This is a genomic window from Streptococcus gallinaceus (genome assembly GCF_024170225.1).
Classification (GTDB): domain Bacteria; phylum Bacillota; class Bacilli; order Lactobacillales; family Streptococcaceae; genus Streptococcus; species Streptococcus gallinaceus.
The window spans coordinates 132,652-158,494 of the sequence record NZ_JALJXU010000002.1 but is presented as its reverse complement, the minus strand read 5'-3'; the positions used below and the strand labels follow the sequence as shown (position 1 = coordinate 158,494).

Sequence of the window (25,843 nt, the reverse complement as noted above, 5' to 3'; positions counted from 1 at the left end):
GAAATTATTCATAGCGAAGGGCTTCGATTGGGTCCAATTTCGATGCTTTATTGGCTGGCAATACGCCAAAGACCACACCGACAGCGGCTGAAAAGAGAATACTTCCAAGCATAACTGGAGCTGAAACAACAGCCGTGATATTGCTTCCCATGACATGACTGGCATTTACAGCAAATACAATCACTTGCGCCAATCCAAGTCCGATAAGACCACCCAAGCTAGTCAGCACCATAGCTTCAATCAAAAATTGAACCAAGATATTGTTCCGCGTTGCTCCAAGTGCCTTCCGAAGACCGATTTCACGCGTCCGCTCTGTAACAGATACCAACATGATATTCATGACTCCGATACCACCTACCAGGAGAGAAATCCCTGCGACAGCTCCGATGAAGAGTGTAACTCCAGCCATTTCTTGATTAAATTCGCTCAGCATGGCCGACATATCAAAAATGTCATACTTGGCTTCACGTAATCCTGTTGCCTTGGTCAGATAAGCAGCTGCTGCTGTACCGACCTCTGAGGACCGAGAAACGTTCTTAACATGGACATAAATTTGTTGATTTTCTGGAATTCCTTCTTCGGCTGCTAACTGAGTATTGGCCATCACAGCATTCCCACCAGAGGCCATGCCGTACATAGCCGTACCAGCATTTGGATCTTTGTAGACACCGACAACAAGATAGGCATGTCCCTTCACACTAACCGTTTGGTTCAAGGCTGCTCCTGAACTGCCAAATAAATCCTTGGCCAAATTCTTATCCAGCATGATAATGCGGGCAAATTTAGTATAGTCATTCGGCGTGAATTTTCGGCCTGCTAGTACATCATATTTTTTAACAGTAAAGTACTGTTGGCTAACACCGGTGATATTGACACTATCGACCTTCTTACTTCCAAAAGCGACTTCTGCCTGAGTTCCATTTTGCGTGTAATAATTTTCCACACCATCAACGGTCAACAGACCTTTTAATGTCGAATCTTGCAGTACCGGCTCTGCTTCCTCGGTCGTTTGTTCCTCTGTCCAAGAAGTCATTAAGCCGTCTGTGGTCTTGTCTGTTTTACTATTCGAAAAATAAATATTGACGTTTTGCTGGTCACCCGACAAGGCCTTAGCGATACTGCTGCTCATTCCATTTCCCAATGCAACAATCACCACAACAGCCGTCACCCCGATAATAATCCCCAACATGGTCAGAAGAGAGCGCATCTTGTGGGCTAAAATGGATTTTAAGGCAAATTTCCAATTTTCCATTAGAACACCTCCTTACGACTATCTTCTGTAATGACACCATCTCGAAGGACGATTTTACGGGTAGCGTACTCAGCAATTTCAGGCTCATGGGTTACCATGATAATAGTCTTGCCTTCACGATTTAGCTCCGTCAACAGCGACATAATCTGATCCCCAGTCTTGGTATCCAAGGCTCCTGTTGGTTCATCAGCTAGTATAATCGCAGGACTGTTGACAAGGGCACGCGCAATCGCAACACGCTGTTTTTGTCCACCAGATAATTCAGATGGCAAATGGTGCATGCGTTCTCCCAATTCAACTTTTTCAAGATATTGCTTAGATAATTCCTTTCGTTTCCCAGAAGGAACGCCCGCATATATAAGCGGTAACTCAACATTCTGCAAAGCATTGAGTTTAGACAAGAGAAAGAATTGTTGGAAGACAAAGCCGATTTGGTCATTACGAACCACCGCCAATTTTTTTTCTGACAATTGGCTGACTTCTGTATCTTCAAGATAGTACTCTCCCGAGCTAGAGCGGTCCAATAAGCCAATGATATTCATTAGGGTTGATTTTCCTGAACCAGATGGTCCCATGATGGCTACAAATTCACCTTCTTCCACTTCTAGGCTCACATCTTTTAAGACACGTAATTCTTGATCTCCGTTTTTATAGCTTTTGTTAATATTTTGTAACTTAATTAGCTTTTTCTTCATCTGCATCCACCTTTTCACCCTCTTTTAGACTGCCATTTGGATTAGAGATGACCTTATCGCCTGCCTTCAAACCAGAAGTAACTTCTTGGTTTGTCGCATCTGAATTTCCAACTTGAACTTCTACTTTTTTCGCTTTTCCATCTACAAGTGTCCAAGCAAAGTTTTTCCCATTCTCGTTGACAATCGCAGCCACAGGAATCAAAATACGTTTGGCACTGTTGACCACCTCAACATTGACTGAAAAACCTTGTTTCAATGGACCAACTTCACTGGTGATGGTCGCTTTGAATGGATACTTAGAGCCGCTGCCTGCTGTACTACCTGTTTGTCCAGCTGTCTCTTGGCTTGGGTAGTTGGAAATATAGTTGATTTTTCCAGTCCATGATTGGTCTGGGTAAACTTTAGATGAAATTTTCACCTCTTGGTCCACTTTGATATTGGCTAAGTCATACTCAGACAAGCTCCCTGCTACTTGGAGGCTACCTTGGTTAACAATATGGACAATTGTTTGGTTCGTGCTGGTATTTGATTTTGAAACAGAGTGATTAACTTCGACAACTGTACCTGAAACGGTACTTTTCACTGTTGCTTCATTTAAAGCAGCTGAGGCCTTATCTAGGGCCGCCTGAGCATCTGCATAGCTGTCGTTTAGGTCTTGCAACTGCATATCAACTGAACGCTGTGCTGAATGAACTGCTGCATTGTCTGTCGCGTCATCACCTGTTGTTTGAACCGTTTGCCCATTGGTACGTAGGTCATAAATTTGACGGCCAACCTTGTCACGAGCTCGGACAGCTGTATCATAATTTGCTTGTAATTCTGTCGTATCGTATTGTACCAAGGATTGACCTGCGGTCACTTGATCCCCTTGTTTTACATTGACAGAAGTAATGTCGCCTTTTGTCGCATCATAGTAGACATATTGCTCTTCTGCTGCTGATACTGTACCTGCGAGCAAGGTAGATGAGGCGATCGAGCCTTCTTTTGCTACTCGGTAATGCAAGGCATCTGCTCCTTCTTTGGCATCCGTCGTTGAAGACTTACCGCCAAATAACAGGGCTCCCCCAACTAGTGCCACTGCTACAACTCCCAATCCAGAAAACAAAGCAATCTTTGCTTTTTTAGACTTTAACATAAAATCTCTCCTTTAATAAACGAATTCATCATTTTTTATGATGATGTTTTTGTGTTACTGTTATGATACACCTAAACAAAAAATAATGCAAGGCTTTTACATGATTTTATACTACACCTCTCCTTTCATACTTGCCAGTGCCTTAACTTACAGTTTCTTACACTTTTGTAAGCCCTCGTAGCGGATTTTTGCAAAAATGGTTTAAAAAAGCTAGAATGAACATATACATATGAATTGAGGAGAGAAACCTATGAGAGAATTTGATGTTATTGCCATTGGTGGCGGTTCTGGTGGTTCTGGTTTTGTCAATCGTGCTGCCATGCATGGTGCAAAAGTCGCTGTTGTTGAAGGCGGACAAGTCGGTGGCACCTGCGTCAACCTAGGATGTGTTCCGAAGAAAATTATGTGGTACGGTGCACAAGTGGCAGAAACCCTCCACACCTACGCTAGCGAATATGGATTTTCAACAGAAAATATCCAATTCGACTTTGGAAAATTACGTCAAAATCGCGAAGGCTACGTCAGCCGCTCCCGCAATGGCTATGCCAACAACTGGGCTCGTAACGGAGTCGAACATATCTCAGGCTATGCGCATTTTATCGATCCGCATACCATTGAGGTCAATGGGGAAAAACTGACGGCCAAGCATATCGTCATCGCAACAGGAGCTCGTCCAAGTATTCCAGACATCCCTGGTAAAGAGTTGGGAATCGTATCTGATAACGTCTTTGCTTGGGAAGAATTACCCCAGTCTGTAGCCGTTGTTGGGGCTGGTTACATCGCTGTTGAGATGGCAGGTGTTCTACATCATCTGGGTGTCAAAACGGATTTATTTGTCCGTAAGGACCGACCACTGCGTAATTTCGATGCCTATATTATCGATGCGCTGGTTGATGAAATGGACAAGACTGGTCTACAACTGCACACCCACAAAACACCAAGTAAGATTGAAAAGTTAGAAAATGGCCAGCTTGCGCTTCATTTTGAAGATGGAACTCATCATATTGCTGACCAAGTCCTTTGGGCCATCGGCCGCAGACCAAATGTAGAAAATCTCAATCTTGAAGCTGCCGGTGTGACCTTGACAGAACGTGGTTACATTGCTGTCGATAGCTATCAAAATACAGTAACACCAGGCATCTACGCCCTCGGTGATGTAACCGGAGAAAAAGAATTAACCCCTATTGCTATCAAGGCCGGCCGCATTCTTGCTGAGCGCCTCTTCAACGGCCAAGAGACGGCTAAGATGGATTATGAAACTGTTCCAACTGTTGTCTTTTCACACCCTGCTATTGGAACAGTTGGCTTAAGCGAAGAAGAAGCCAAAAATACTTATGGTTCGGAGGCTGTTACCTGCTACACCTCGAACTTTACTTCTATGTACACTGCCATGGACGAGCACCGCCAAGTCACACGCTTGAAACTAGTAACAGTTGACCCTGAAGAAAAAGTTGTCGGCCTTCATGGTATCGGCTACGGCGTCGATGAAATGATCCAAGGCTTTGCTGTGGCCATTAAAATGGGAGCGACTAAGGCTGATTTTGATGCAACAGTTGCCATCCACCCGACTGGTTCAGAAGAATTTGTCACCATGCGCTAGGAGACCTGCATGAAAAAGTCTATCCTAACGCTCACTAGTCTGGCTATCGTACTCATTTGCCTTGCTAATAGTCGGCTGCACTTCCTCACAGGCTTACCAAATCAACTTCTACTAGGACTGACCTTCTTCATCCTAGTCTACCAAGTCTTGGCATCCTTTCGAGAAATTAAAGAACACAAACAAAAGAAATGAGAGCGGAACTTCTGTCCCACTCTCATTTTTCTATGCATTCAAGCATGGCCTGTGCTAGCAAAGCATAGCCGCTTGAGCCAAAATGCAATCCGTCATTCATCTGCCCACGTAAAATTTGCTTCACAGGCAGGCCACTTTTCTCAAAAAGAGCTCTAGTTGAAAGGAAATCAATTCCCTCTTCCTTGGCAACTTGTTCCACGATTTCCGTGTAATAGTCCACCAATCGATTGGTCCGATAGGCTTGTAATTCTTCATCAACAGGTGGCGGTGAGAGAAAACAAATCTTATCTGCCTCGACCCTGTCTTTTAAGAGCCCAGCGATTTTTCTCAAATTTTCAAGGTATTCTCCCAGAAAGATCTGCTTATGCATGGCCAAGTCATTGGCACCAATCAAGACAAAAACTCTAGCTGCCGACCAGTCTTCTGCTTCCTCTAGCCATTTCAGAAGGTCGTAGCTATTGTCACCTGAAACGGCTCGATTCTCTATCTGCAAATCCGTTCTAAGCACCAATAGGCTATGATTGATATGAGGAATGTCTTGTCCTTCATGACGGGCAAAGAGACTGTCCCCCCACAAGATTAACTTCATTTATTCCTCCCGGTCTGGAATCACGTAAAACAAGTAATAAAGGATGAAAATTAGTAACCCAACTAGTCCAACCTTGACCCAGATAATTGGTGCGAAAAAGATAGAAATTCCCATCAAGAGAAGGATTTGACAAGCAATTCGTTTCTTTCTAGCTTTGGGAATAGTCCTTGTCTCGGCATAGTCTGCCACATAGAGCTGATACAATTTTGAAGAGCGCAGCCATTTTTCAAAGGCCTCCGACGAGCGGGCATAGCAAAATACCGCTAGCAACAGAAAGGGCGTCGTCGGTAGAACTGGAAGCAGCACTCCGATAACTCCTAAAAGCAGCGCCAAACTTCCTACTACAAGATACACAATGCGCATATAGTCTCCTAAATCCGTGTCAGCTTGGTTGCTGTATCTGGCGAGGTATCGTAGACTTGAAAGTCAACTCCGACCCCCAAATCCGCCTGAGCTAGCTGATTGACCATGGTCATGTGGGCCAATTCTTTGATGTTGTTTTCCTTGGAAAGGTGGCCGAGATAGATTTTCTTGGTTCGATTGCCCAAGGTACGAATCATGGCATCTGCACCATCTTCATTGCAAAGGTGACCCTTATCTGATAAAATCCGTTGCTTGAGATTCCAGGAATAAGAACCCGCCCGCAGAATTTCGATATCATGATTGGACTCAATCAAGTAGCCATCGGCATTGGCAACAATCCCCGCCATACGGTCCGACACATAGCCTGTATCGGTCAACATAACAAAACTCTTGTCGTCTTTCATAAATCGATAGAATTGTGGGCAAGCCGCATCGTGGCTAACACCGAACGACTCAATATCCAAGTCACCGAAGGTCTTGGTCACACCCAGCTCAAAAATATGTTTCTGGGCTGTGTCAATCTTACCCAGTTTACTATCCATAGCGTCCCAGGTTTCTTGATTGGCATAAATGTCCATACCGTATTTCCGCGCTAAAACACCGATTCCATGGATGTGGTCACTGTGTTCGTGGGTTACTAAAATGGCATCTAAGTCATCGGGTTTGCGGTCAATTTCTGCCAAGAGACTGGTAATCTTCTTACCAGACAAGCCTGCGTCCACTAAAATTTTCTTCTTCTCAGTTTCTAAGTAGAAGGAATTTCCACTTGATCCTGAGGCTAAAATACTGTATTGAAAACCTACTTCGCTCATAGTCTCCTATTCTTCCTCTGTATCTGTCCCATCGTCCCATTCATCAAAGGTTACGTCCTTATTGTATGGCAAAACGATGGTAAATGTTGAACCGTATCCATACTCGCTCTTAGCCCAAATAAAGCCCTTATGCTGTTTGACAATTTCCTTAGCGATGGCAAGTCCCAGACCAGTACCACCTTGCGTACGGGAGCGTGCCTTGTCCACACGATAAAATCGGTCAAAAATCTTAGGCAAATCGGCTTTTGGAATCCCTAATCCTTCATCAGAAATCGAAACAATCAACTGGCTATCAGTCGTCTTCATACTGAAGGTAATCTTCCCACCATCTGGTGAATACTTGATGGCATTGTTTAAGATATTATCCAAAACTTGAGTCATCTTGTCTGTATCAATTTCAATCCAGATAGGGGTAATTTGGTAATCGCGAACAATGTTGTATTCCTTTTTGGTATCTTGACTTTTCATCTGGTCAAATCGATTGAGGATAAAGGTCGCAAAGGCTGTGAAATTGGTCAACTCAAAGTCCATGTGGGTCACGGCATTGTCAATCCGAGAGAGACTGAGCAAGTCCGAAATCATCCGCATCATTCGGTTGGTTTCATCCAGCGAAACCTTGACAAAGCTCGGTGCCACCGTATCATTGAGCGCGCCCTCATCCAGTGCTTCCAAGTAGGACTTAACCGAAGTCAAGGGGGTTCGCAATTCGTGACTGACATTGGATACAAAAAGCCTGCGTTCGCGTTCTTCCTTGGCTTGCTCTGTCATATCGTGCAAGACAACCACCAAACCTGAAATTAAGCCACTTTCACTCCGGATGGTCGCAAAATTAGCCCGAAGCGCCAAATATTCTCCATGTTCATTGGCATGATTGACCAAGACCTCTGGTGTCTGCGCTAACAAGTCTCGAAAGCTGTACTGCTCTTCCAAATCCAAAATATCCAGCAAATCTGTCTGATAGGCTGATTTCTTAGTTAGCCCTAACTGTTTTTGAGCCATATCATTGATCATAATAATCCGCCCCATCCGGTCGGTCGCCATCACACCGTCACTCATGTAGGACAAGATGGAGGACAGACGTGTTTTTTCCTGCTCCAGATTATCATGCGTCAGGCGAATCACTTCGGACAAGTCATTGAGAGAGTTGGTCATGTCAGTGATTTCTGGGCTTCCACGCATATCTAAAATATCCGAATAATCCCCCGCAATCAATTCCTTGACCTTTTGGTTCAAGATTTTAATGTGTTTGTTGTCGCGGTGATTTTCGATAATCATGAAAACAAGAGCCACCACGAAACCAACTAAAATGACGATAAACCAAAATTCTGGAGTCGTCATTAGATAACGTAATTTATTAATCATTAGCTTTAATATAATATCCGACACCACGACGGGTCAAGATGTATTCGGGACGACTTGGCGTGTCCTCAATTTTTTCACGCAAACGACGAACAGTCACGTCAACCGTACGCACATCCCCAAAATAGTCATAGCCCCACACGGTTTCCAATAAATGCTCCCGTGTCATGACTTGACCGAGATGATTGGCCAAATGGTGCAAAAGCTCAAACTCGCGGTGAGTCAATTCCAACTCCTTACCATGCTTTTTAGCCACAAAAGCATCTGGTAAAATTGTCAAATCGCCAATCACCAACTCCGTCTGACCACCAGCTTCTGTCTCAATGACTTGCGTTTCCGTCAACTCACTACGACGCAAAAGCGCCTTGACACGCGCTTGTAATTCACGATTTGAGAATGGCTTGGTCACGTAGTCATCTGCACCAATTTCTAAGCCGATAACCTTATCAAACTCGCTGTCTTTTGCAGAGAGCATGATAATGGGCACATTACTGGTCTTACGAATGTTTCGCGCCACTTCCAGACCGTCGATTTCTGGCAACATGAGATCCAGAATGACAATATCAGGAATTTCTGCTTCAAACATTTCCAAGGCCTCACGGCCATCAAAAGCCGTCACCACTTCGTAGCCTTCACGCGTCATATTAAATTTGATAATATCTGAGATGGGCTTCTCATCATCTACAATTAGAATTTTCTTCATGTTTTTGCTTCCTTTATTTAATTAAAACATTATAACAAAAATCCCGTCAGATTGCATGTTTAAGATAGATAGAAGGTGAAAGAAAAGAACCTAGGACTCAATCCTGGGCTCTTGATTTTTTATAATTTTAGCAGTTTGACGCAGGGGTTGACTGAATGCTCTCATTCCTTGCTACGCAGCAATTTCGAATATTTGAGGCTAACTTTGTTAGCCCTATCTCCAACCTTCAAAAGTTCCCCGAACCTTTGAAGCTAGTCAACTGTGCGGAGGTGGGACGACAAAATCGATTTCTACGAAATCACGATTTTTATCCCACTCTCTCTAGCTTTCTATTTAGAAATTACGGCCATTTTTACCATAACCATACCGTTCCATAAAGTCTTGGCGGAATTCCAAGAGATTGTCATCCATGATAGCCTGACGAACATTTTTCATGAGATTCACAAGGAAATAAAGATTGTGGTAAGAAGTCAAACGGATACCAAAGGTTTCGTCGGCCTTAAGCAAGTGACGGAGGTAGGCACGCGTGTAATTTTTACATGTGTAGCAATCACAGTTGTGGTCGAGCGGTGTAAAATCTTCTGCAAATTGAGCATTTTTGACCACCAAACGGCCGTGTGATGTCATACAAGTCCCGTTGCGGGCAATTCGTGTCGGAAGCACGCAGTCAAACATATCAACACCACGGATAACGCCATCAATCAAGCTATCTGGTGCTCCAACCCCCATGAGGTAACGCGGTTTATTCTCTGGCAAGAGTGGCGTTGTGAAATCAAGCACAGCATTCATCTCATCATGCGTTTCTCCCACTGCCAAGCCACCAATAGAATAACCCGGAAAATCCATACCAACTAAATCTTGCGCTGACTGGCGACGCAGGTCTTCAAAACCAGCCCCCTGCACAATCCCAAATAATCCTTGGTCATGTGGACGGCGGTGAGCTTTGAGACCACGCTCAGCCCAACGGCTGGTACGTTCGATTGATTTTTTGACGTAGTCATATGGTTGGTAAAATTGCGGACATTCATCAAAGCTCATCATGATGTCCGAACCGAGATTATTTTGAATGGAGATAGCCTTCTCAGGTGACAAGAACATCTTGAACCCATTGAGGTGATTTTTAAAGGTCACCCCTTCTTCAGTGATATTGCGACTATCTGCCAATGAATAAACCTGGAAACCACCTGAATCTGTCAGGATTGCCTGGTCCCAGTTCATGAATTTGTGCAAGCCACCAGCCTTAGCAATGAGTTCATCACCTGGACGAAGCCAGAGATGATAGGTATTTGACAAGATGATGCCCGAACCCATCTCTTTGAGTTCTTCAGGGGACTGCGTTTTAACCGTAGCCTGCGTTCCTACTGGCATAAACATGGGTGTCGGAAAAGTTCCATGCGGTGTGATAATCTCACCCAAACGAGCACCTGTGTGCTTTTCTTTTTTGATTAAACGGTATTTGATTGGATAATCCGTCATAAGTTCCTCGCTTTCAAGAAATACAGTCTTGTGCGCTTTTCAGCCTTTCTAGTGTAACAAAATTCAGCTAGATTGTCATCTGATATTGTGCTAAAATAAAGAAAGGAGGTATCTTATGTTTTCTATTAGTCAAATTCGTGCACAGGCACGACAAACCATTGACCAAACCCCAGGGATTTACCTGCTTGGATTGGTCCCAGCCCTTGTATCCTTATTTTCAAGTCTCGTGAGTTTTTTCCGCAATTCATCTGCTTCTACTATGAATCAAGAAATTGTTAACTCTTTGTCCTCAGGGGATATTAACCAAATCACAGCTAACTCATCTCCATTTTTCTACAGCATCTCAGCTAGTCTTTTTCCTTTTTTAATCGGAATTTTATTGAGTTTCATTCTTTTATCCTTGACCTTTACTATTTTGAATATCCTCCGTCATCGTCAAGAAATGACTGGCTGGAAAGACGGCTTTAGTATCTTCCAGCATCCGCATTTTGGAAAGATTTTTCTAACTGTTTTTGTTAAAGGGCTCTTGCTCTTCCTATGGGGATTGGTCTATTATATTGGATTAGTTCTCTTAGTTATCGGAGCGATTGGAAGTGCCGTACTAGCTATCATCGTATCCATGTCCAATACAAGCCATGCTTCTATAGAACCAACACTGGCTGTATTTGGAACATTATTTATCGTCGGCTTTATTGTTTTCATCATTGGACTTGCCATTTATATTCCTCAAGAATTAGCTTATTCACAAGTCGAAATCTTATTGTTGGAACACTTGGAAGCGGGTACTTATTCTGGTCCGATGGCACTTATCAAAGAAAGCCGTCGCCTCATGAAAGGCTACAAAGCAAAATTCTTCGTACTCAATCTTTCCTTCATCGGATGGTTTATCCTTCAAGGACTAAGTTTTGGACTCGTGGGAATTTATGTCTATCCATACTATGGTGCTGCTAAGATTCATTTCTACGATGCACTCCTAAAAGACCGGAAATGGAAAGAAGACCTCTTAACAGGAAATCTCAACTAAACAAAAAAAGAAGCAATCGCTTCTTTTTTTGTTTAGCCTTGCATGGCTAGGTATTCAATCTTAATACAACGATTCATGACAATGGCATGCCGATTGGCAGCGCGTAAGATTTCTTCTGCTTCTTGGCTTTCAAGACCTAACTGAGCCCAGAAAATGGTCGCATCTGTCTCTATAAAGTCCCGCGCGACATCTGCTAAAAACTCACTCCGGCGAAAAACATCAACTATGTCAATCTTTTCAGGAATATCCTGCAATCGTCTGTAAACCTGCTCGCCAAGAATTTCTTGACCAACAAGTTTAGGATTGACCGGGATAATCCGATACCCTGCATCTTGCATGAGTTTTGACACACCATAAGCGGCGGTTTCTTGACGGTCTGACAGACCAACAACCGCAATAGTTTGGCTATTTCTCAGATAATCAAAAATAATATTTTGATTTGGATTTTGAAAATGATAGGTCATAAGCACTCCTTATTTCATACTAAAAATCCAAGCAGCATAGATCAATCCCCAGAATTTCTGGTCAGATGCTGGTCGCGTCATGGCTTTCAGATAAAAGTCCAAAACCGGCTTGGTCATGCTTCGGTTAATGGCAAAGGGACGTAATTACCCAAGTAATCGATTAAAAACGGGTAAAATATCATCCCCTTTTTCAATCAAGTTCTTGGCCTCAACCAGTAAATCCCGTTCTGCCTGACTTACTTCTGGATTTAAAATCAAATCATATAGCAGATTTAGAGCTTTTTCTTCATGATCAACTTTTGGAAGCATCTTTGTCTGCACCTCCTTTTTGTCTCACATCATACCACAAAACAGGGAGGCTTACAAGCTCCTCTCTATAGGTATATAGTTGATGACAAGTTCTAATTACTTGGCCTCGTACCAAGTCTGTCCTGCATTTTCATCTGCCAGAAGAGGCACTGCTAGCTCAATAGCAGATTCCATTGTTTCCTTGACAAGAGCTCTCACAGCATCCAGTTCATCATTTGGCACTTCAAGGACAATTTCATCGTGCACTTGCAGAAGCATACGGGTCTTGAAGTTTCCGTCTGTCAGAGCTTGATCAAGATTGATCATAGCGACTTTTAGGATGTCAGCTGCCGATCCTTGGATTGGCGAGTTGATAGCTGTCCGCTCTGCAAAATTCCGGACATTAAAATTACGTGAATTGATATCTGGCAACTCTCGACGACGATGGTAAATCGTTTCTACAAAACCTTTATCTCTCGCTTCTCGAACGATACTTTCCATGTAGTTTTTAATTCCTGGGAAACGGTCAAAATAACGGTCAATATAATCCTTGGCTTCTTTACGGCTGATACCCAGGTTATTGGACAAGCCAAAGTCAGAGATACCATAAACCACACCAAAGTTAACAGCCTTTGCATTACGGCGGTCATTTGCTGTCACATCTTCAGGCTTTTCAATACCAAAGACCCGCATAGCAGTTGAAGTGTGAATGTCCATGCCATCCTTGAAGGCTTGGATTAGGTGCTCGTCCTGTGAAATGTGGGCCAAGACACGCAATTCAATCTGCGAGTAATCCGAAGAAAGAAAACTTGCATCTTCCCACTCAGGCACGAAAGCCTTGCGGATCAAGCGACCTTGTTCCAAACGAACGGGTATATTTTGCAGATTTGGATCTGTAGAGGACAGACGCCCTGTCTGCGTCAAGTCTTGCACATAACGGGTATGGATTTTCCCATCTGCCATGATAGCATCTTGCAAACCAATGACATAGGTCGATTGGAGTTTGGTGATTTGGCGGAATTCCAAAATCTTAGAAACTACTGGAACAATAGGTGCTAAACGTTCTAGTACATCGACTGCTGTTGAGTAACCTGTCTTGGTTTTCTTGGTAAATTCCAAAGGCAGACCCATTTTTTCAAAGAGAATAACTCCTAACTGTTTTGGAGAATTGATATTGAATTCTTCACCAGCCAGTTCATAGATTTCCTGCGTCAGATTTTGGATGAGAATTTCATTTTCAGCTTGCATGGCTTGCAAGGTTTCTTTTTCTACCTTGATTCCTGCGATTTCCATCTTGGCAAGTACTTTAGCTAATGGTTGCTCCATATCAAAGAGAAGCTCTAGCTGATTGTGGTTGCTGAGTTGCTCCAACATAGGTTCTTCGGTTTCAACCAAGACTTGAACTTTCTTAGCCAAATGGTCAAAGAGCGCTTGGTCGTCTGGAATCGCTCGTTTAGCGCCTTTGCCATAGACTACTTCATCTGCCACTAACTGAGTTTGTCCGTATAGGTGTGCTATCGTAGTCAATTCATTGTCTTCAACTGTGGATAAGAGATACTTGGCAAGTCGACTATCAAACTTCAGGTTCTCGGCCTCAATACCTGCACGATGCAAGAGCACCTTTGTCCGCTTGAAGTCATAGGTTTTCAAGGCAGTTGTTGACAAAAAGTCGCTCAATAGTTGATTCTGCAAAAGTTCAGGCTTCCCAACATAAATCTGCTGGCTATCTCCCCAAGCAAGGCCAATCATATCTTCCTTGTGGTAGTTTTCCCCCAACATTTCAAAATAGAAAAATTGGTTTTCCCTTAGCATCTCTGCTGTCACTTCTGTCACAAATTCAAAGTCAATTTCTTCCTGTTCAACAGACGGAGTGGCTCCCAACTGAGCACGAAATTGCTTGAAGTCCATTTCTTCATAAAAGGTCGCCAGAGCATCTAAGTCCTGCGGACCCGCATAGTGAATGTCTGCTAGACCAATTTCAAGCGGAGAATCTGTATCGATGGTTGCTAAGGTCTTAGACAAGAAAGCCTGCTCTTTATCATTGATGAGATTTTCCTTCATCTTGGAAGCCTTCATCCCATCAATTTGCTCATAAATTCCTTCTAAGGAGCCATGTTCTATCAAGAGTTTGAGTCCTGTTTTTTCTCCGATTTTGGTCACTCCTGGGATATTATCTGACTTGTCTCCCATGAGGGCTTTCAGGTCGATAAATTGAGCAGGGGTAATCCCCATTTTCTCCATGAGATAGGTAGGTGTAAACTCTTCGAACTCCGCCACACCTTTTTTAGAAATCTCAACAACCGTATGCTCATCAGTCAGCTGAATCAAGTCCTTGTCTCCAGAAACAACGGTAATATCGAAGTGCTCGTCTGTTGCTTCTGCTTGCTTGACCAAGGTTCCGATGATGTCATCCGCCTCATAGCGATCCAACTGGTAATGCTTGATTCCAAGGACATCTAATTGTTGGCGCAAAAATGGAAACTGTTCCCGAAACTCATCTGGTGTCTTGGCACGACCACCCTTATAGTCCGCATACATCTCTGTACGGAAGGTTGTCTTTCCAGCATCGAAAGCAACAAGGATATGCGTTGGTTGAACCCGCTCCAGCAAATGATTGAGCATAAGGTGGAAACCATAAACTGCGTTGGTGTGAAGACCGTCAGCATTTTTAAAACGATCAATTTGATTATATAGTGCGAAGAAGGCACGAAAAGCAACGGAAGAACCGTCAATTAAAAGTAATCTATTCTTGTTTGTCATAGTCTTATTATAGCACGAAAAGACCCAACTGGGTCTTTTCTTTCACTCCTTTTCTGCTAGAACTTCCTCTTTCACAATTGCTACATTCTTATCTTTCGTATCCGGTTTTCTCACCTTATACCGACTACGAATGGTATTGAGTTGCTTACGTAATTGGGCAAATTCTGTCTTTTCTGGAAAACCATAGGCCATGATGGCTGTGTAGTCGATGATAAAGTTATAGGATTCTACTAGAGTTCCACGGGTCTCTCTGATTTTTCCCGGAGTTTTACTAGCCTGCTCTTGGATACGTTGGCTATAAACGCCATCAAAATGACTCTGCGCCTGCACTAAATGTTCGAACTGAACAGACAGATAAAGCTGAGCCAAAGCATTTTGATAGACTTCCTCTCTTAATTGATTGACCAAGTGATTGATAGCTTCCGTCTTTTTCTCATAGATGTTCTCTGTTAGCTGTTGATAGTTCTTCATCAAGGGTGCCAACAACTGATAAGCAGCTTGGCTATTCTTGTCCCGACTCTTGCCATAGGCGCGAATGAGATTTACCAAGGTTACAGCAGCGTCTGACCGTTCTTTATCGGTCTCTCGTAACTGTTGAGTATAAAGGCTAGCGCGGCTTTTATGGAGTCCTTTTTTCAAATTCTGCCAAATAGTCTTGCAGTCAAATAGAATAAGTTGTGTAAATCAATTCTGACTTATGGGTCTTGGCAAAGGCACCGATGGTAATTTGCGAGTCTTTGATAAGCTGATAAGTTTGCTCTTGGTCAAGAGTCCGAAGATTTAAGGGGGAGGTAGCATATTGTTTCTTCATGTATTTCTCCTTTTTAGCTAACATGCTTTTTTATTTCTCATCTTAGTTATTCGAAAATAGTTTTGAAAAAATCGATATTAAGTAAAAAATAAGCTCATTTTCTATAAAGTAATTCCCTCTAGAGCTAAAAACAACTTGATTGCACGGTGTATCGTCCTATTCAGAGGAAGAAATACAACAACCACACGATGTATCACGTTATCCGGAAAGCGAAATGCAACAACCACACGTTGCATCGTGCTATTCGAAAGGCAAAATACTACAACTACATGGTGTGTCATGCTATTTGGAAGACTAAATACATTAACCACTTGGTGCATCGAACTATTCGGAAAATAAGTTATGACGACTACATCGTGTGACAAATGAGTTTGAACGGTAATTTGCATTGTTTACTTGTGTCAACGGTTCTATGTTCAATCCGTGGTCAATAAAAAATCGCCTACAAGTAGGCAATCTTTGCATTCATCCATTCTACCAAATCTTTGGTAACCTGTTTCTCTTTACTATATTTCATATCCTTCCCCTAAAAAACAAATAGCAAACTTCCTATCCCTATTCCAAGAAATAGACCAACTAGGACATCTTTTGGAAAATGAACTCCGACCAAGACACGACAAAATGCCAAGGTAGCTGAAAGAAACAGTCCTAATAACCCCAAACCAAGATTGCTCGTCAAGAGACACATGGAGATGATAGTGGCTGAAAAGACATGACGGCTAGGCATGGAATTTCCTTTACTGGCTTTGGAGATTAGAGGGTGAATGGCATAAACTTCATAGGGGCGAGGAGTGTTAATGACCTTTCGGACTAGACTCAGGAGGACAAAACCAAGAGCTGGGATGAGCAGATATTTCCAGTCCCAGCTGTCTTGAATGACTCTGTCTAAAAGAAAGAGTGGATAAATCAGATACATGATGTAAGTGATATAACGGTTGAGCCAGATAGTTGCTTTCTGATAGGGGGGGTATTTCGCTAAATAGTCAGCCCAGCTATGATAGACTTCTTCATAATTTTTCATGGCTTAATTATAGCATAAAACCAGTCTCTTTCGAGACTGGTTTCGTTTTATTCAACGGATTTTAAGGCTTCAAGCATATCTACTTTTCTTAGGTGATAATTAACAAACCAGCCCAAGACAGCTAGAATGCCTAAAATAGCTAGAACAGGTGTTAGATAGACATCCCAAGTCACCGTCGGATTGAACATAATTGAGTCCGTTCCAATCATATCCAGTATCAAGAGATGTAGAGCTCTTCCCCCTAGAAGACCAAGTACGATTCCAACTAGAGAAAGGAAGATGGTCTCTCGGTAGATGTAGAGAGTGACTTCCTTATTATGAAAACCGAGAACCTTGATTGTTGATAACTCACGAATACGCTCGGCAACATTGATATTGGTCAAGTTATAGAGAATGACAATCCCCAACAATAAAGACAGAACAATCAGTATCAACATAATGGACTGAAGAGACTGAGCAAGATTGTCAATTGTTGCTACCATAGTTGTGTTTTGTACAACTGCTGATACGCCTGCCAGTTGTAGGAACTTGGCCGATACTGACTTCACGCTGTTCGACTGGTGGTTGGTCAACTTGACCAACCATGCATTATCTGTCGGTGCCTGTCCGGTTGCTTTTTTGTAGTAGTCTGCTGTCATGTAAACTGAGTGTCCCGCATACATTTCGGCAATGCCAGTCACTTCTACAGACACTTCTTGATTATCAATTGTCAAAGTTATCTTATCTCCTACTTTTGCATCATATAGCTGCGCTAGTTTTTCAGTGATGATAACTCCTGAAGGTGACAAGGTAAGTGGTTCACCGTTTTTGCGATTGGAGAGACGAATATAATCTGATAATTGATCTGTTTGCTCAGTCACAAGAAGGCTAGTGGCCTGTTTTTCATCTTGATGGGGAATGGATTGCTCCAAACTTTGATAGGAAATAGAGAGGTGGGAATCTACGGATTTCTCTGAGAATTCCTTTTCTACAGTATTTGCTTCAGCCTTACTGGTAGCTGAATTTTTCACCACAATCATATCATATTGCAACAAATCTGAAAACTGACGATCGACCAAGCCAGAAATTGAAGAGCGTATCCCCAAGCCTGCAAAGAGGAGGGCGACAGACCCTGCGACCCCAAATATGGTCATGAACATCCGCTGCTTGTAGCGGAAAATATTGCGGACAGTGACTTTTTGGGTAAAGGTCAATCGTTTCCAGATAAAAGAAATCTTTTCAAGTAAGATGGTAGAACCTGATACAGGCGGTTTGGGAAGTAAGAGTTGGGCGGCATTTTCCTTTAATTCACGGTTGGCCACTAAGTAGGCGGGTAAGACTGCAGATACTAGACCTAGTAAGATAGCAATCACGAGCCAGGTTGGGTAAAAGTAGCTTGTGGCTGCTCCTAGAACCATATGCTCGGTGACAACTTGGCTGATGACTGGAGAGAGCCAATAGGTCCCAACTGCAACTCCAACGAGGGTACCTAGCATGCTAGCTACCAAGCCATAAAGGACAAATTTTCGGATGATGTCGTGATTCGTGTAGCCTAGAGCTTTGAAAATTCCGGCATTGGTCCGCTCCTCATCTACAAAACGTGTCATAGTTGTAAAAGTCACCATGGCTGCTACTAGATAGAGAACAATTGGAAAAATGGTTCCGACAGCTGAGATGCTTCCCGTTGCTACGCGATAATTCTCATAGCCAGTCCCACCAGGAATGGTTTTGCGATTGTAGACCAGGTAATTTGGCTCCTCTAACTTAGACAATTTAGTTTCCGCGTCGGTCAATTTCTCCTTCGAGTCAGATATTTTCTTGTCTGCCTCAGATTTCTTATCGGTATAGGTGTCTTTTGCAGTAGCTATCTCGGTCTTGGATTTGCCTAGCTGGGCTTCTTTTTCAGCTATGGTTGCTTGGGAAGATTGTAAATCAGCCTTTCCTGTCTCATACTGAGCCACCCCATATTGATAGGTCGCTTGAGCTGCTTGGTATTGGGTCAAGCCAGTTTGATAACTAGACTCACCTGCTTGATACTGGGCTAAGCCATTAGCATACTCTTGCTCACCAGATTGGTAAGTAGTCTCTTGGACTTGGTAGGCCGCTTTGGCATTTTCTAATGCTGCAAATCCTTGATTGTAATTGGTCAAAGAAGCTTCCAGCGTTTCTTCATCTTGGGCAATTTTTGCTTGCGCCGCTTGGATCGCTGGATTTTGACTTGGATCTTCTCCAGCAGCTGTCAGGGATTCTATTTGCTCTTGTAAAGTATTTTTTGCTGTTTGAAGAGCCAATTGTCCAGACTGTATTTGACCAGCTGCTGCATCTAGTTCTGCTTGTTTTTGTGCAATCGTTTCCTGAGCCTGGTCGAGTTGACTCTTGGCACTGTCTAACTGACTGCGACTGGCATCTAACTGGGCCTTACTAGCATCCAAATCGCTTCTTGCCTTATCGAGTTCAGCTTTCTTGCTAGTTAAGGTTGCAGCTGCTTCCTTTAGTTGCTGCTCCGTTTTTGCTAATTGATTTTCACCCTTGGCAATCTGTTCTTTTGCTGCTGTGATTTGTTGGTCGCCGTCGGCAATCTGCTGTTCTCCATCGGCAATTTTCTGTGCAGACTGGCTGAGTTGATTTTCCGCGTCAGCAACTTTTTCTTGCCCTTGCTGAATATCCTTTTGCCCATCTGACTTAACGCGAGCGAGCCGTAGACTGCCATTGTCAGCCACCAACTTTTCCAGTTCCTCTGCATGCTTTGCCAAACGCTTGTCATAAGTTGAAGAGGTATAAACCAAATCTTTCAAATCATCATAACGAAGGCGGGCAATCATGTAAACATCCGAGTCAAATGCTTCCTTGCTAACCACGGCATAGGCTGTCAAACTGCCTGATCCAGCGCTCGAATTTCCAAGGTTTTTTGTACTCCAAATCTCCGGCGAATGGACAAATCCAGTCACTGTAAAAGTCGTTTTTTTCAAACTCCCCTTATCTGATTGGGAAAATTCAATCTTATCTCCAAGCTGATAATCTCCCTTGAGACTCGTGTCTAGGGCAATCTGGTCTGACTGACTGGGAAGTTGACCTGATATGAGTTGAAATAGGGAGATTTTCTCCGTCTGAGAATAAATACGAACAGCGTCCGTCGTTCCCTTACGAGTCACATCTGTCATGTAGCTGTATTCGACCGTCGCATGGGGGATTGAGCTGAGCTCCGCTTGGTCCTCCTTGTCCAATCCCATATCTGCAATGACCGCCAAATCCATCATTTGTGTTTTTCCAATGGTAGCTTGAGCTAGGCGTTCCATATTTGGTGATGTAGCTTTGAGCCCCACCAAGGTCACTGCTCCGATGAACATGAGACTAAAAATGGAGAAGAATCGTCCCTTGGATGAAGACACTGACTTGAAAAGATTTTTCCAATAGACTTTTTTCATAGACGTCTCCTAGTATTCCAAGGTCGCAATATCTTGCGGCTGTGGATTGACCTTGATGGACTTAACCGTTGCGTCCCGCATATGAATGACCCGGTCTGCAATAGGTGCTAGCGCTGAATTGTGGGTGACAATAATAACAGTCGCTCCTTGCTGACGAGACATGTCCTGCAAAATCTGCAAGACTTGCTTACCCGTCTGGTAATCCAAGGCTCCAGTTGGTTCATCACAGAGGAGGATTTTAGGATTTTTAGCTACGGCACGCGCAATGGACACACGTTGCTGCTCTCCACCTGATAACTGAGCTGGGAAATTATTGATCCGGTGGGACAAACCAACTTCAGTTAGAATCTCGACTGGATCCAAGGCATCTTTTACAATTTCCGAAGCAAGTTCTACATTTTCCTTGGCGGTTAAGTTAGCCACCAGATTGTAAAACTGGAAGACAAAGCCTACATCATCCCGACGGTAATTGGTTCTCTGATGAGAATTGTAGGTAGCAATGTCCACGCCATCAATAATCACTTGACCTTCATCATTGGTATCCATACCGCCCAAGATATTAAGAATCGTTGATTTTCCTGCACCAGAGGAGCCTAAAATGATGACCAACTCCCCTTTTTCAATCTCAAAATTCACATCGTGATTGGCAATAATCTGGTTGTCCCCGACTTGGTAGTACTTGGAACTGTGTTTTACTTCAATATAAGCCATTCTTTTCTTCTTTCATTGATTTTAGTATAGCATAAGTCGGCAATTATTTTTTAGGATTAAATAGACAACTTGTTGATTTATACTTGTTTACTATGGTATCATGTCAGTAATGATCCTACAAGAACAAATCTCAACACTTTGTTGATTTAAGGTGGTGACATGCAAAAACGACAAACCGAAACAAAAACCTACATCCGTCAAGCACTTGGTCAACTCTTGCGGGAAGAACCTTTGGAGCAGATTTCCATTAGTCAGATTTGTAAAAAAGCTGGTATCAATCGGGGCACCTTCTATCTGCATTTCTCTGATAAGGCTGATATGATGGAGCAGTACAAGGAAGAATGGCTAGCTGCAATGGATATACGGATTCAGGAGCACCGCGACCAGCCAGAAACCGTCATTTTGTCCATTTTAGAATTTGTAGAAGAAGACCAAGTCTTCATTTCCGCCCTATCTCAAAGTAAGAATTTTTTATTTGCCCAAGCCATCAAGGACACTCTCTACCGCATTATTTGCCTCTATCCTTTTTGGGAAAAGCAGGCTTATCTTCGGTATGACTTGCCAGCTGAATTTGCTCGTGAAGTCTACATTGCTAGCATTGAAAGTGTCATCAGTCACTGGATAGCTACGGATTTTCAGCAATCTCCACAGGAACTGGCTCAGATGATTTCTGGCCTCGCTCTTGCGGACTAACCCCCAAAAAAGCCTGTAAGTTTCTTCTTACAGGTTCTCTTTTTATTTTACCACTGCCAAAGCTGCTTCATAGTTTGGGTGTTCGTTGACATTTTCAAGGTATTCGGTATAGATAATCTTGTTGTCCGCATCCAATACCAACACTGCACGTGCCAATAAATTCCATTCTTCCATGAGCAGACCATAGGCTTTCCCAAAAGTGTGGTCATAATAGTCTGATAGAGTGATGGCATTGTCCAAGCCTTCTGTTCCACAAAAACGAGCTTGCGCAAAAGGTAGGTTAGCAGATACCGTAATCACAGTCACTCCATCCCTATCCGATAGTTCCTGATTAAATCTGCGAGTCTGGGCAGAGCAAATGCCTGTATCAATCGAAGGCACTACGCTCAAGACCTTGATACCGCTAAAGTCTGTCAACTGCTTTTGTGTCAAATCATTGGCCATCAAGCTAAAATTAGGAGCTAGTTCTCCAACCTGTGGCTGTTTTCCAATCAATGTTACTTCTTTTCCGATAAAGGTCGTCATGTCATCTCCTCACTTTCTGATTTTATTGTAAGCATTCTCTCAAAAAAATACCAGTCATTTGACCGGTATTTTCGTTTAGATCTTTACTCTTTTCAGTCTAAGGGCATTAAGCAAGACAGACACAGAGCTAAAGCTCATAGCTGCACCTGCTAGCATGGGATTGAGCAAGGGTCCACCAAAGAGATACAGCAGGCCCATGGCAACTGGAATACCGATGACATTGTAGGCAAAGGCCCAGAATAGGTTTTGCTTGATGGCTTTCATGGTCAAGCGACTCAGGTGCAAGGCACGCGCAACACCTGTCAAGTCTCCCTGCATCAGCACCAAGTCTGCCGATTCAATGGCTACGTCCGTACCTGTACCAATTGCCATTCCGATGTCTGCTTGAGCCAAGGCTGGCGCATCATTGATACCATCTCCGACCATGGCTACTCGGGCACCTTTAGCCTGTAAATCCGCAAGGACTGAAGATTTCTGCTCCGGCAGCACTTGACTGACCACTCTTTCGATACCGATTTCTTGGGCAATGGCTTGCGCTGTAGTATCATTGTCCCCTGTTAACATGACAACCTCTAAACCCATATCTTTCAACTGGGCAATGGCCGCTGGACTGGTTTCTTTTATCTGGTCTGCGATGGCTAGCAACCCTAAAAATTGACCATCATAGGCCAGAAAAATGGGGGTCTTTCCAGCTTGTGCCAATTCCAATTCTCGACCGTGACTAAGCGATGTATCCATTCCTTTTTCTGCCATGAGAGCTTGATTGCCAAGATACATCATCTTGCCTGCTACCTTAGCTGAAATGCCTCGGCCAGACAAGGCCTCAAATTCAGAAACAGTCGGCAGTACCAAACCTTTTTCCTTACTCAAATCGACGATTGCTTGTCCCAATGGGTGCTCCGAACCTTGCTCAGCAGCTGCCGCCAATCTGACTAACTCATCTTCAGTTGTATTATTTGCAGGTAAGATATCTGTCACACTAGCTAGACCAGCTGTAATCGTTCCTGTCTTATCGAGGACGATGGTATCCACAGACTGAGCCAATTCCAAGGCTGAACCCGACTTAATGAGAATACCGTGCTCTGCACCTAGCCCAGTTCCGACCATAATAACCGTCGGAGTGGCAAGACCTAGGGCACAGGGGCAGGCAATGACCAAGACGGAAACTGCAATATTCAAGGCAAAAGTCCAAGACTCTCCTCCAAAAACAAACCAAGCAAAGCCAGAAAGCAAAGCCAGAGTCATGACGACTGGTACGAAAACCGCGGCTACTTGGTCTGCTAATCGAGCAATGGGCGCCTTTGAACCTTGCGCTTCTTCGACCAGACGAATAATCTGCGCCAAAGCCGTATCCTCTCCAACCTTGGTCACTTCCAAGGTGAAACTGCCGTTTTTATTGATGGTTGCACCAAAAACTTGGTCACCGCTGACTTTTTTGACTGGCAAACTCTCGCCTGTTAACATAGACTCATCAACAGTTGATTGTCCTTCTAGCAAGCGACCATCCACAGGGATTTTTTCCCCAGGACGCACCTGCAAGATATCCCCAACCATGAGATCGGAAACTGGGATTTCCATTTCCACTCCATCTTTCACCAGATGAGCTGTCTTTGGTGCCAAAGCCACGAGATGCTGAATAGCACTGGAGGTTTTCCCTTTGGAGACGGCTTCGAGATATTTTCCCAGGGTAATCAAGGTCAAAATAACTCCCGCAGACTCGAAATACAGTTCGGGATGATGGGAGAACGTCACTTTGTGCATAGCTAAGAGAGCTGTCATAACAAAACCTTGTCCCAAGGCCGCAATTGTACCTACCGCAATCAGGCTATCCATATTGGGATGCCCTCGAAATAAACTGGGCAATCCATTGGCATAAAACGCTCGACCTAGGTAAACAATTGGCAAGACCAAACCAATCTGCACTAAGGCAAATGCCAGAGGATGAGCCATCGGTTCTAAAAATGCTGGCAGGGGAAGACCGACCATGCTACCCATAGCTACATAGAGCAAGGGGAGGCAGAAGAGTAGGGAGCCTATAAATCTCTTCCACAAGATAGATTCACGTGAGGGTTTGGCGCTTGCTACCGCCGCTTCTTCTGAGGTGAGAATCAGGTGATAGCCTGCTTTTTCCACCGCTTGAACCAATGTTTCTGGAGAAACTTGTTCTGGTTCAAAACGCACGGTTAATTTTTCTGTGGCGAGATTGACAGCTGCTTGGTCTACTCCGTCCACTTTTCCCACTACTTTTTCCACAGTCATGGAACAAGCTGCGCAGGTCATTCCTTCTACTTTATAAGTCTCTAAAGCCATGGTTTTCTCCTTTTTTACTTTTCTGTCTTTAGTATATCAAATTCGTTTACATTTGTAAACAAATAAGTTATATAAAAAGAAGGTTTCCCTTCTTTTTATTTTCCTTTCAACATACCTGTGATACCACGAACCAAGATGCGACCGGCTTCTCGTCCAACAGCACTCATGATATTTTTTGTAAATCGATCCATTGCGCTATCTGAACGACGGCTGCTAGTGGTCGCGCGTTTTTCACTTGCTTTTTCCTCAGCCTTTGCTCGTTTTTCGGCTTCTTTTTGTGCTTCCTTAGCTACTTTTTCTTCTGCCTTTTTAGCTTCTGTATCCGCAGCTTCTTTTATCAATTGAGCTTCTTTTTCCTGCGTCATGGCCATGATTTGTTCATGGGCCGATTCGCGATTGATGGCATTTGCATACTTGTCTAAAAGACTTGAATGATTAGCCAATGACAGAACGAGTGTTGGGTCCGCTGTTCCCAAAAGACTTTTCGGTGGATAAATCATTACTCGGTCTGCAAATCCCGGTGCTCCATCCTCACCCAGTGTAGAAACCACTGCTTCACCCACTTGTAATTCTTGAATGACCTTGCTCAAGTCCTCTCCATCGGCTTGACGGAAAGTCTCCGCAACCGTTGCAACAGTTTTTAATTCCTTAGGTGTAAAGGCACGTAAACCGTGCTGGATACGATTGCCCAGCTGACTGGCTACACTGTCTGGAATATCCGTCGGATTCTGGGTCACAAAGAAAACTCCGACACCTTTCGAGCGAATCAGGCGTACAATCAACTCGATTTTTTCCAATAAAACTTTTGGTGCATCCTTGAAGAGAACGTGGGCTTCATCAAAGAAGAAGACCATCTTAGGCTTATCCAAATCCCCGACTTCAGGAAGGGTCTCATAGAGCTCAGCTAGCAAGGACAAGAGCACCGTTGAATAGAGAGTTGGCTGGTTAAACAACTGCTTGGCATTCAAGATAGTGACCACACCGCGTCCATCATTTGCCGTGCGCATCAAGTCCGCAATTTCCAAACTTGGTTCACCAAAGAAAATCTTGCCACCTTGCTGCTCCAAAACCACTAGACTGCGCAAAATAGCCCCGACCGACCGGGCAGGAATATTGCCATAATATTGGCTCAACTCCGTTGCATTTTCTGCAACATAATTCAGCATGGCTCGCAAATCCATCATATCAATGAGTAGAAGGCCTTTTTCATCTGCCACACTAAACACGATATTCAAAATACTTTCCTGGGTTTCATTGAGCCCCAATAATCGTGTTAACAAGACCGGTCCCATCTCAGAAATGGTCATCCGAACTGGCAATCCTTGCTCCCCCATGACATCCCACAACTCGACAGGATAACTGGCAGGATGATAATCCTCATAGTGAGTAGCCGCTAAACGCTCCGGCGAAATATCACCTGCATTTTCCTGAGCTAGACTCGTCAAATCTCCCTTGATATCTGAGAGAAAAACGGGGATTCCAACATCGCTCAACTGCTCAGCCAATACCTTTAAAGTCACCGTTTTCCCTGTACCAGTTGCTCCGGCAATAATACCGTGGCGGTTCAAGCGTTTCAGCACAAGTTGAGCGGCAGCTTTCCCATAACCAAATTGAATTGTATCAGACATAAGGTCTCCTTTTTTCATGTGTTCTTTG

General features: G+C 43.6%; 25 protein-coding genes. 5 read left to right on the top strand and 20 right to left on the bottom strand.

Features of this window, described 5'->3' with window-relative positions; genetic code table 11:
* Positions 1-4: 4 nt before the first annotated feature.
* From J2T50_RS03255 to J2T50_RS03245, 3 genes are read right to left on the bottom strand one after another with little or no spacing between them, the layout of a single operon-like run.
* Entirely contained in the window at positions 5-1,252 is a 1,248-nt protein-coding gene (locus J2T50_RS03255; protein ID WP_253363642.1) for an ABC transporter permease, read from the bottom strand.
* Positions 1,252-1,947: an ABC transporter ATP-binding protein gene (locus J2T50_RS03250; protein ID WP_253363640.1), complete on the bottom strand. Its 696-nt coding sequence runs from the start codon at positions 1,945-1,947 to the stop codon at positions 1,252-1,254. The genes J2T50_RS03255 and J2T50_RS03250 overlap by 1 nt, the downstream gene beginning before the upstream one ends.
* Complete coding sequence (locus J2T50_RS03245) at positions 1,928-3,082, bottom strand: efflux RND transporter periplasmic adaptor subunit (protein ID WP_253363638.1); 1,155 nt, start codon at positions 3,080-3,082, stop codon at positions 1,928-1,930. Before J2T50_RS03245 ends, J2T50_RS03250 begins: the two co-directional genes overlap by 20 nt.
* Before the next feature lie 250 nt (positions 3,083-3,332).
* On the opposite strand from J2T50_RS03245, the gene gorA reads away from it, so the two are divergent.
* Positions 3,333-4,682 carry a glutathione-disulfide reductase gene (gorA, locus tag J2T50_RS03240; RefSeq protein ID WP_253363636.1) on the top strand — a complete coding sequence of 450 codons (1,350 nt, stop codon included), beginning with the start codon at positions 3,333-3,335 and terminating at the stop codon, positions 4,680-4,682.
* A 9-nt stretch (positions 4,683-4,691) separates the two neighbouring features.
* Positions 4,692-4,874: a hypothetical protein gene (locus J2T50_RS03235; protein ID WP_253363634.1), complete on the top strand. Its 183-nt coding sequence runs from the start codon at positions 4,692-4,694 to the stop codon at positions 4,872-4,874.
* Between the two features lie 22 nt (positions 4,875-4,896).
* Here J2T50_RS03235 and J2T50_RS03230 read toward each other — a convergent pair whose 3' ends face one another.
* The 6 genes from J2T50_RS03230 to tgt all read right to left on the bottom strand — a co-directional run bounded on the left by J2T50_RS03230 (position 4,897) and on the right by tgt (position 10,176).
* On the bottom strand, positions 4,897-5,463 hold the full coding sequence (locus tag J2T50_RS03230) for a GDSL-type esterase/lipase family protein (protein ID WP_253363632.1): 567 nt from the start codon (positions 5,461-5,463) through the stop codon (positions 4,897-4,899).
* On the bottom strand, positions 5,464-5,826 hold the full coding sequence (locus J2T50_RS03225; RefSeq protein ID WP_253363630.1) for a YbaN family protein: 363 nt from the start codon (positions 5,824-5,826) through the stop codon (positions 5,464-5,466). It abuts the gene before it with no gap.
* A gap of 8 nt (positions 5,827-5,834) precedes the next feature.
* On the bottom strand, positions 5,835-6,638 hold the full coding sequence (locus J2T50_RS03220; protein WP_253363628.1) for an MBL fold metallo-hydrolase: 804 nt from the start codon (positions 6,636-6,638) through the stop codon (positions 5,835-5,837).
* Between the two features lie 6 nt (positions 6,639-6,644).
* A complete protein-coding gene (vicK, locus tag J2T50_RS03215) occupies positions 6,645-8,000 on the bottom strand; it encodes a cell wall metabolism sensor histidine kinase VicK (protein ID WP_253363626.1) in 1,356 nt (451 codons plus the stop codon).
* Positions 7,993-8,700 carry a response regulator YycF gene (yycF, locus tag J2T50_RS03210; RefSeq protein ID WP_253363623.1) on the bottom strand — a complete coding sequence of 236 codons (708 nt, stop codon included), beginning with the start codon at positions 8,698-8,700 and terminating at the stop codon, positions 7,993-7,995. Before yycF ends, vicK begins: the two co-directional genes overlap by 8 nt.
* A 333-nt stretch (positions 8,701-9,033) precedes the next feature.
* Positions 9,034-10,176, bottom strand: a complete 1,143-nt coding sequence (gene tgt / locus J2T50_RS03205) for a tRNA guanosine(34) transglycosylase Tgt (RefSeq protein WP_253363621.1) — start codon at positions 10,174-10,176, stop codon at positions 9,034-9,036.
* Positions 10,177-10,291: 115 nt separating this feature from the next.
* Between tgt and J2T50_RS03200 the strand changes: the two genes are divergently transcribed.
* Complete coding sequence (locus J2T50_RS03200; RefSeq protein WP_253363619.1) at positions 10,292-11,200, top strand: DUF975 family protein; 909 nt, start codon at positions 10,292-10,294, stop codon at positions 11,198-11,200.
* A 32-nt stretch (positions 11,201-11,232) separates the two neighbouring features.
* Here J2T50_RS03200 and J2T50_RS03195 read toward each other — a convergent pair whose 3' ends face one another.
* The 5 genes from J2T50_RS03195 to J2T50_RS03175 all read right to left on the bottom strand — a co-directional run bounded on the left by J2T50_RS03195 (position 11,233) and on the right by J2T50_RS03175 (position 15,523).
* Positions 11,233-11,664, bottom strand: a complete 432-nt coding sequence (locus tag J2T50_RS03195) for a CoA-binding protein (RefSeq protein ID WP_253363617.1) — start codon at positions 11,662-11,664, stop codon at positions 11,233-11,235.
* Between the two features lie 144 nt (positions 11,665-11,808).
* Positions 11,809-11,973: a bacteriocin immunity family protein gene (locus J2T50_RS03190; RefSeq protein WP_253363615.1), complete on the bottom strand. Its 165-nt coding sequence runs from the start codon at positions 11,971-11,973 to the stop codon at positions 11,809-11,811.
* A gap of 96 nt (positions 11,974-12,069) precedes the next feature.
* Entirely contained in the window at positions 12,070-14,712 is a 2,643-nt protein-coding gene (gene polA / locus J2T50_RS03185; protein ID WP_253363612.1) for a DNA polymerase I, read from the bottom strand.
* A gap of 42 nt (positions 14,713-14,754) precedes the next feature.
* Complete coding sequence (locus J2T50_RS03180; protein ID WP_253363611.1) at positions 14,755-15,351, bottom strand: DUF6261 family protein; 597 nt, start codon at positions 15,349-15,351, stop codon at positions 14,755-14,757.
* 22 nt (positions 15,352-15,373) lie between these two features.
* On the bottom strand, positions 15,374-15,523 hold the full coding sequence (locus J2T50_RS03175) for a hypothetical protein (RefSeq protein WP_253363610.1): 150 nt from the start codon (positions 15,521-15,523) through the stop codon (positions 15,374-15,376).
* Positions 15,524-15,753: 230 nt separating this feature from the next.
* Between J2T50_RS03175 and J2T50_RS10530 the strand changes: the two genes are divergently transcribed.
* Positions 15,754-15,885, top strand: a complete 132-nt coding sequence (locus J2T50_RS10530) for a hypothetical protein (protein ID WP_301282799.1) — start codon at positions 15,754-15,756, stop codon at positions 15,883-15,885.
* 164 nt (positions 15,886-16,049) lie between these two features.
* Here J2T50_RS10530 and J2T50_RS03170 read toward each other — a convergent pair whose 3' ends face one another.
* Genes J2T50_RS03170 through J2T50_RS03160 form a run of 3 tightly spaced genes read right to left on the bottom strand, consistent with a single transcriptional unit; the run spans position 16,050 to position 20,659 of the window.
* Complete coding sequence (locus tag J2T50_RS03170) at positions 16,050-16,544, bottom strand: phosphatase PAP2 family protein (protein ID WP_253363608.1); 495 nt, start codon at positions 16,542-16,544, stop codon at positions 16,050-16,052.
* Between the two features lie 47 nt (positions 16,545-16,591).
* Positions 16,592-19,948 carry an FtsX-like permease family protein gene (locus tag J2T50_RS03165; protein WP_253363606.1) on the bottom strand — a complete coding sequence of 1,119 codons (3,357 nt, stop codon included), beginning with the start codon at positions 19,946-19,948 and terminating at the stop codon, positions 16,592-16,594.
* Positions 19,949-19,957: 9 nt separating this feature from the next.
* Positions 19,958-20,659 carry an ABC transporter ATP-binding protein gene (locus J2T50_RS03160; protein WP_253363604.1) on the bottom strand — a complete coding sequence of 234 codons (702 nt, stop codon included), beginning with the start codon at positions 20,657-20,659 and terminating at the stop codon, positions 19,958-19,960.
* A gap of 159 nt (positions 20,660-20,818) precedes the next feature.
* On the opposite strand from J2T50_RS03160, the gene J2T50_RS03155 reads away from it, so the two are divergent.
* Complete coding sequence (locus J2T50_RS03155) at positions 20,819-21,352, top strand: TetR/AcrR family transcriptional regulator (protein ID WP_253363602.1); 534 nt, start codon at positions 20,819-20,821, stop codon at positions 21,350-21,352.
* Between the two features lie 42 nt (positions 21,353-21,394).
* Here the strand turns inward: J2T50_RS03155 and tpx are convergent, their stop codons facing one another.
* From tpx to J2T50_RS03140, 3 genes are all read right to left on the bottom strand, one after another.
* Positions 21,395-21,877 carry a thiol peroxidase gene (tpx, locus tag J2T50_RS03150; RefSeq protein WP_253363600.1) on the bottom strand — a complete coding sequence of 161 codons (483 nt, stop codon included), beginning with the start codon at positions 21,875-21,877 and terminating at the stop codon, positions 21,395-21,397.
* A gap of 75 nt (positions 21,878-21,952) precedes the next feature.
* Positions 21,953-24,187 (bottom strand): heavy metal translocating P-type ATPase, encoded by a 2,235-nt coding sequence (locus tag J2T50_RS03145; protein ID WP_253363598.1) that lies wholly within the window; start codon positions 24,185-24,187, stop codon positions 21,953-21,955.
* 95 nt (positions 24,188-24,282) lie between these two features.
* Positions 24,283-25,815 carry a helicase HerA-like domain-containing protein gene (locus J2T50_RS03140; RefSeq protein WP_253363596.1) on the bottom strand — a complete coding sequence of 511 codons (1,533 nt, stop codon included), beginning with the start codon at positions 25,813-25,815 and terminating at the stop codon, positions 24,283-24,285.
* Between the last annotated feature and the right edge of the window lie 28 nt (positions 25,816-25,843).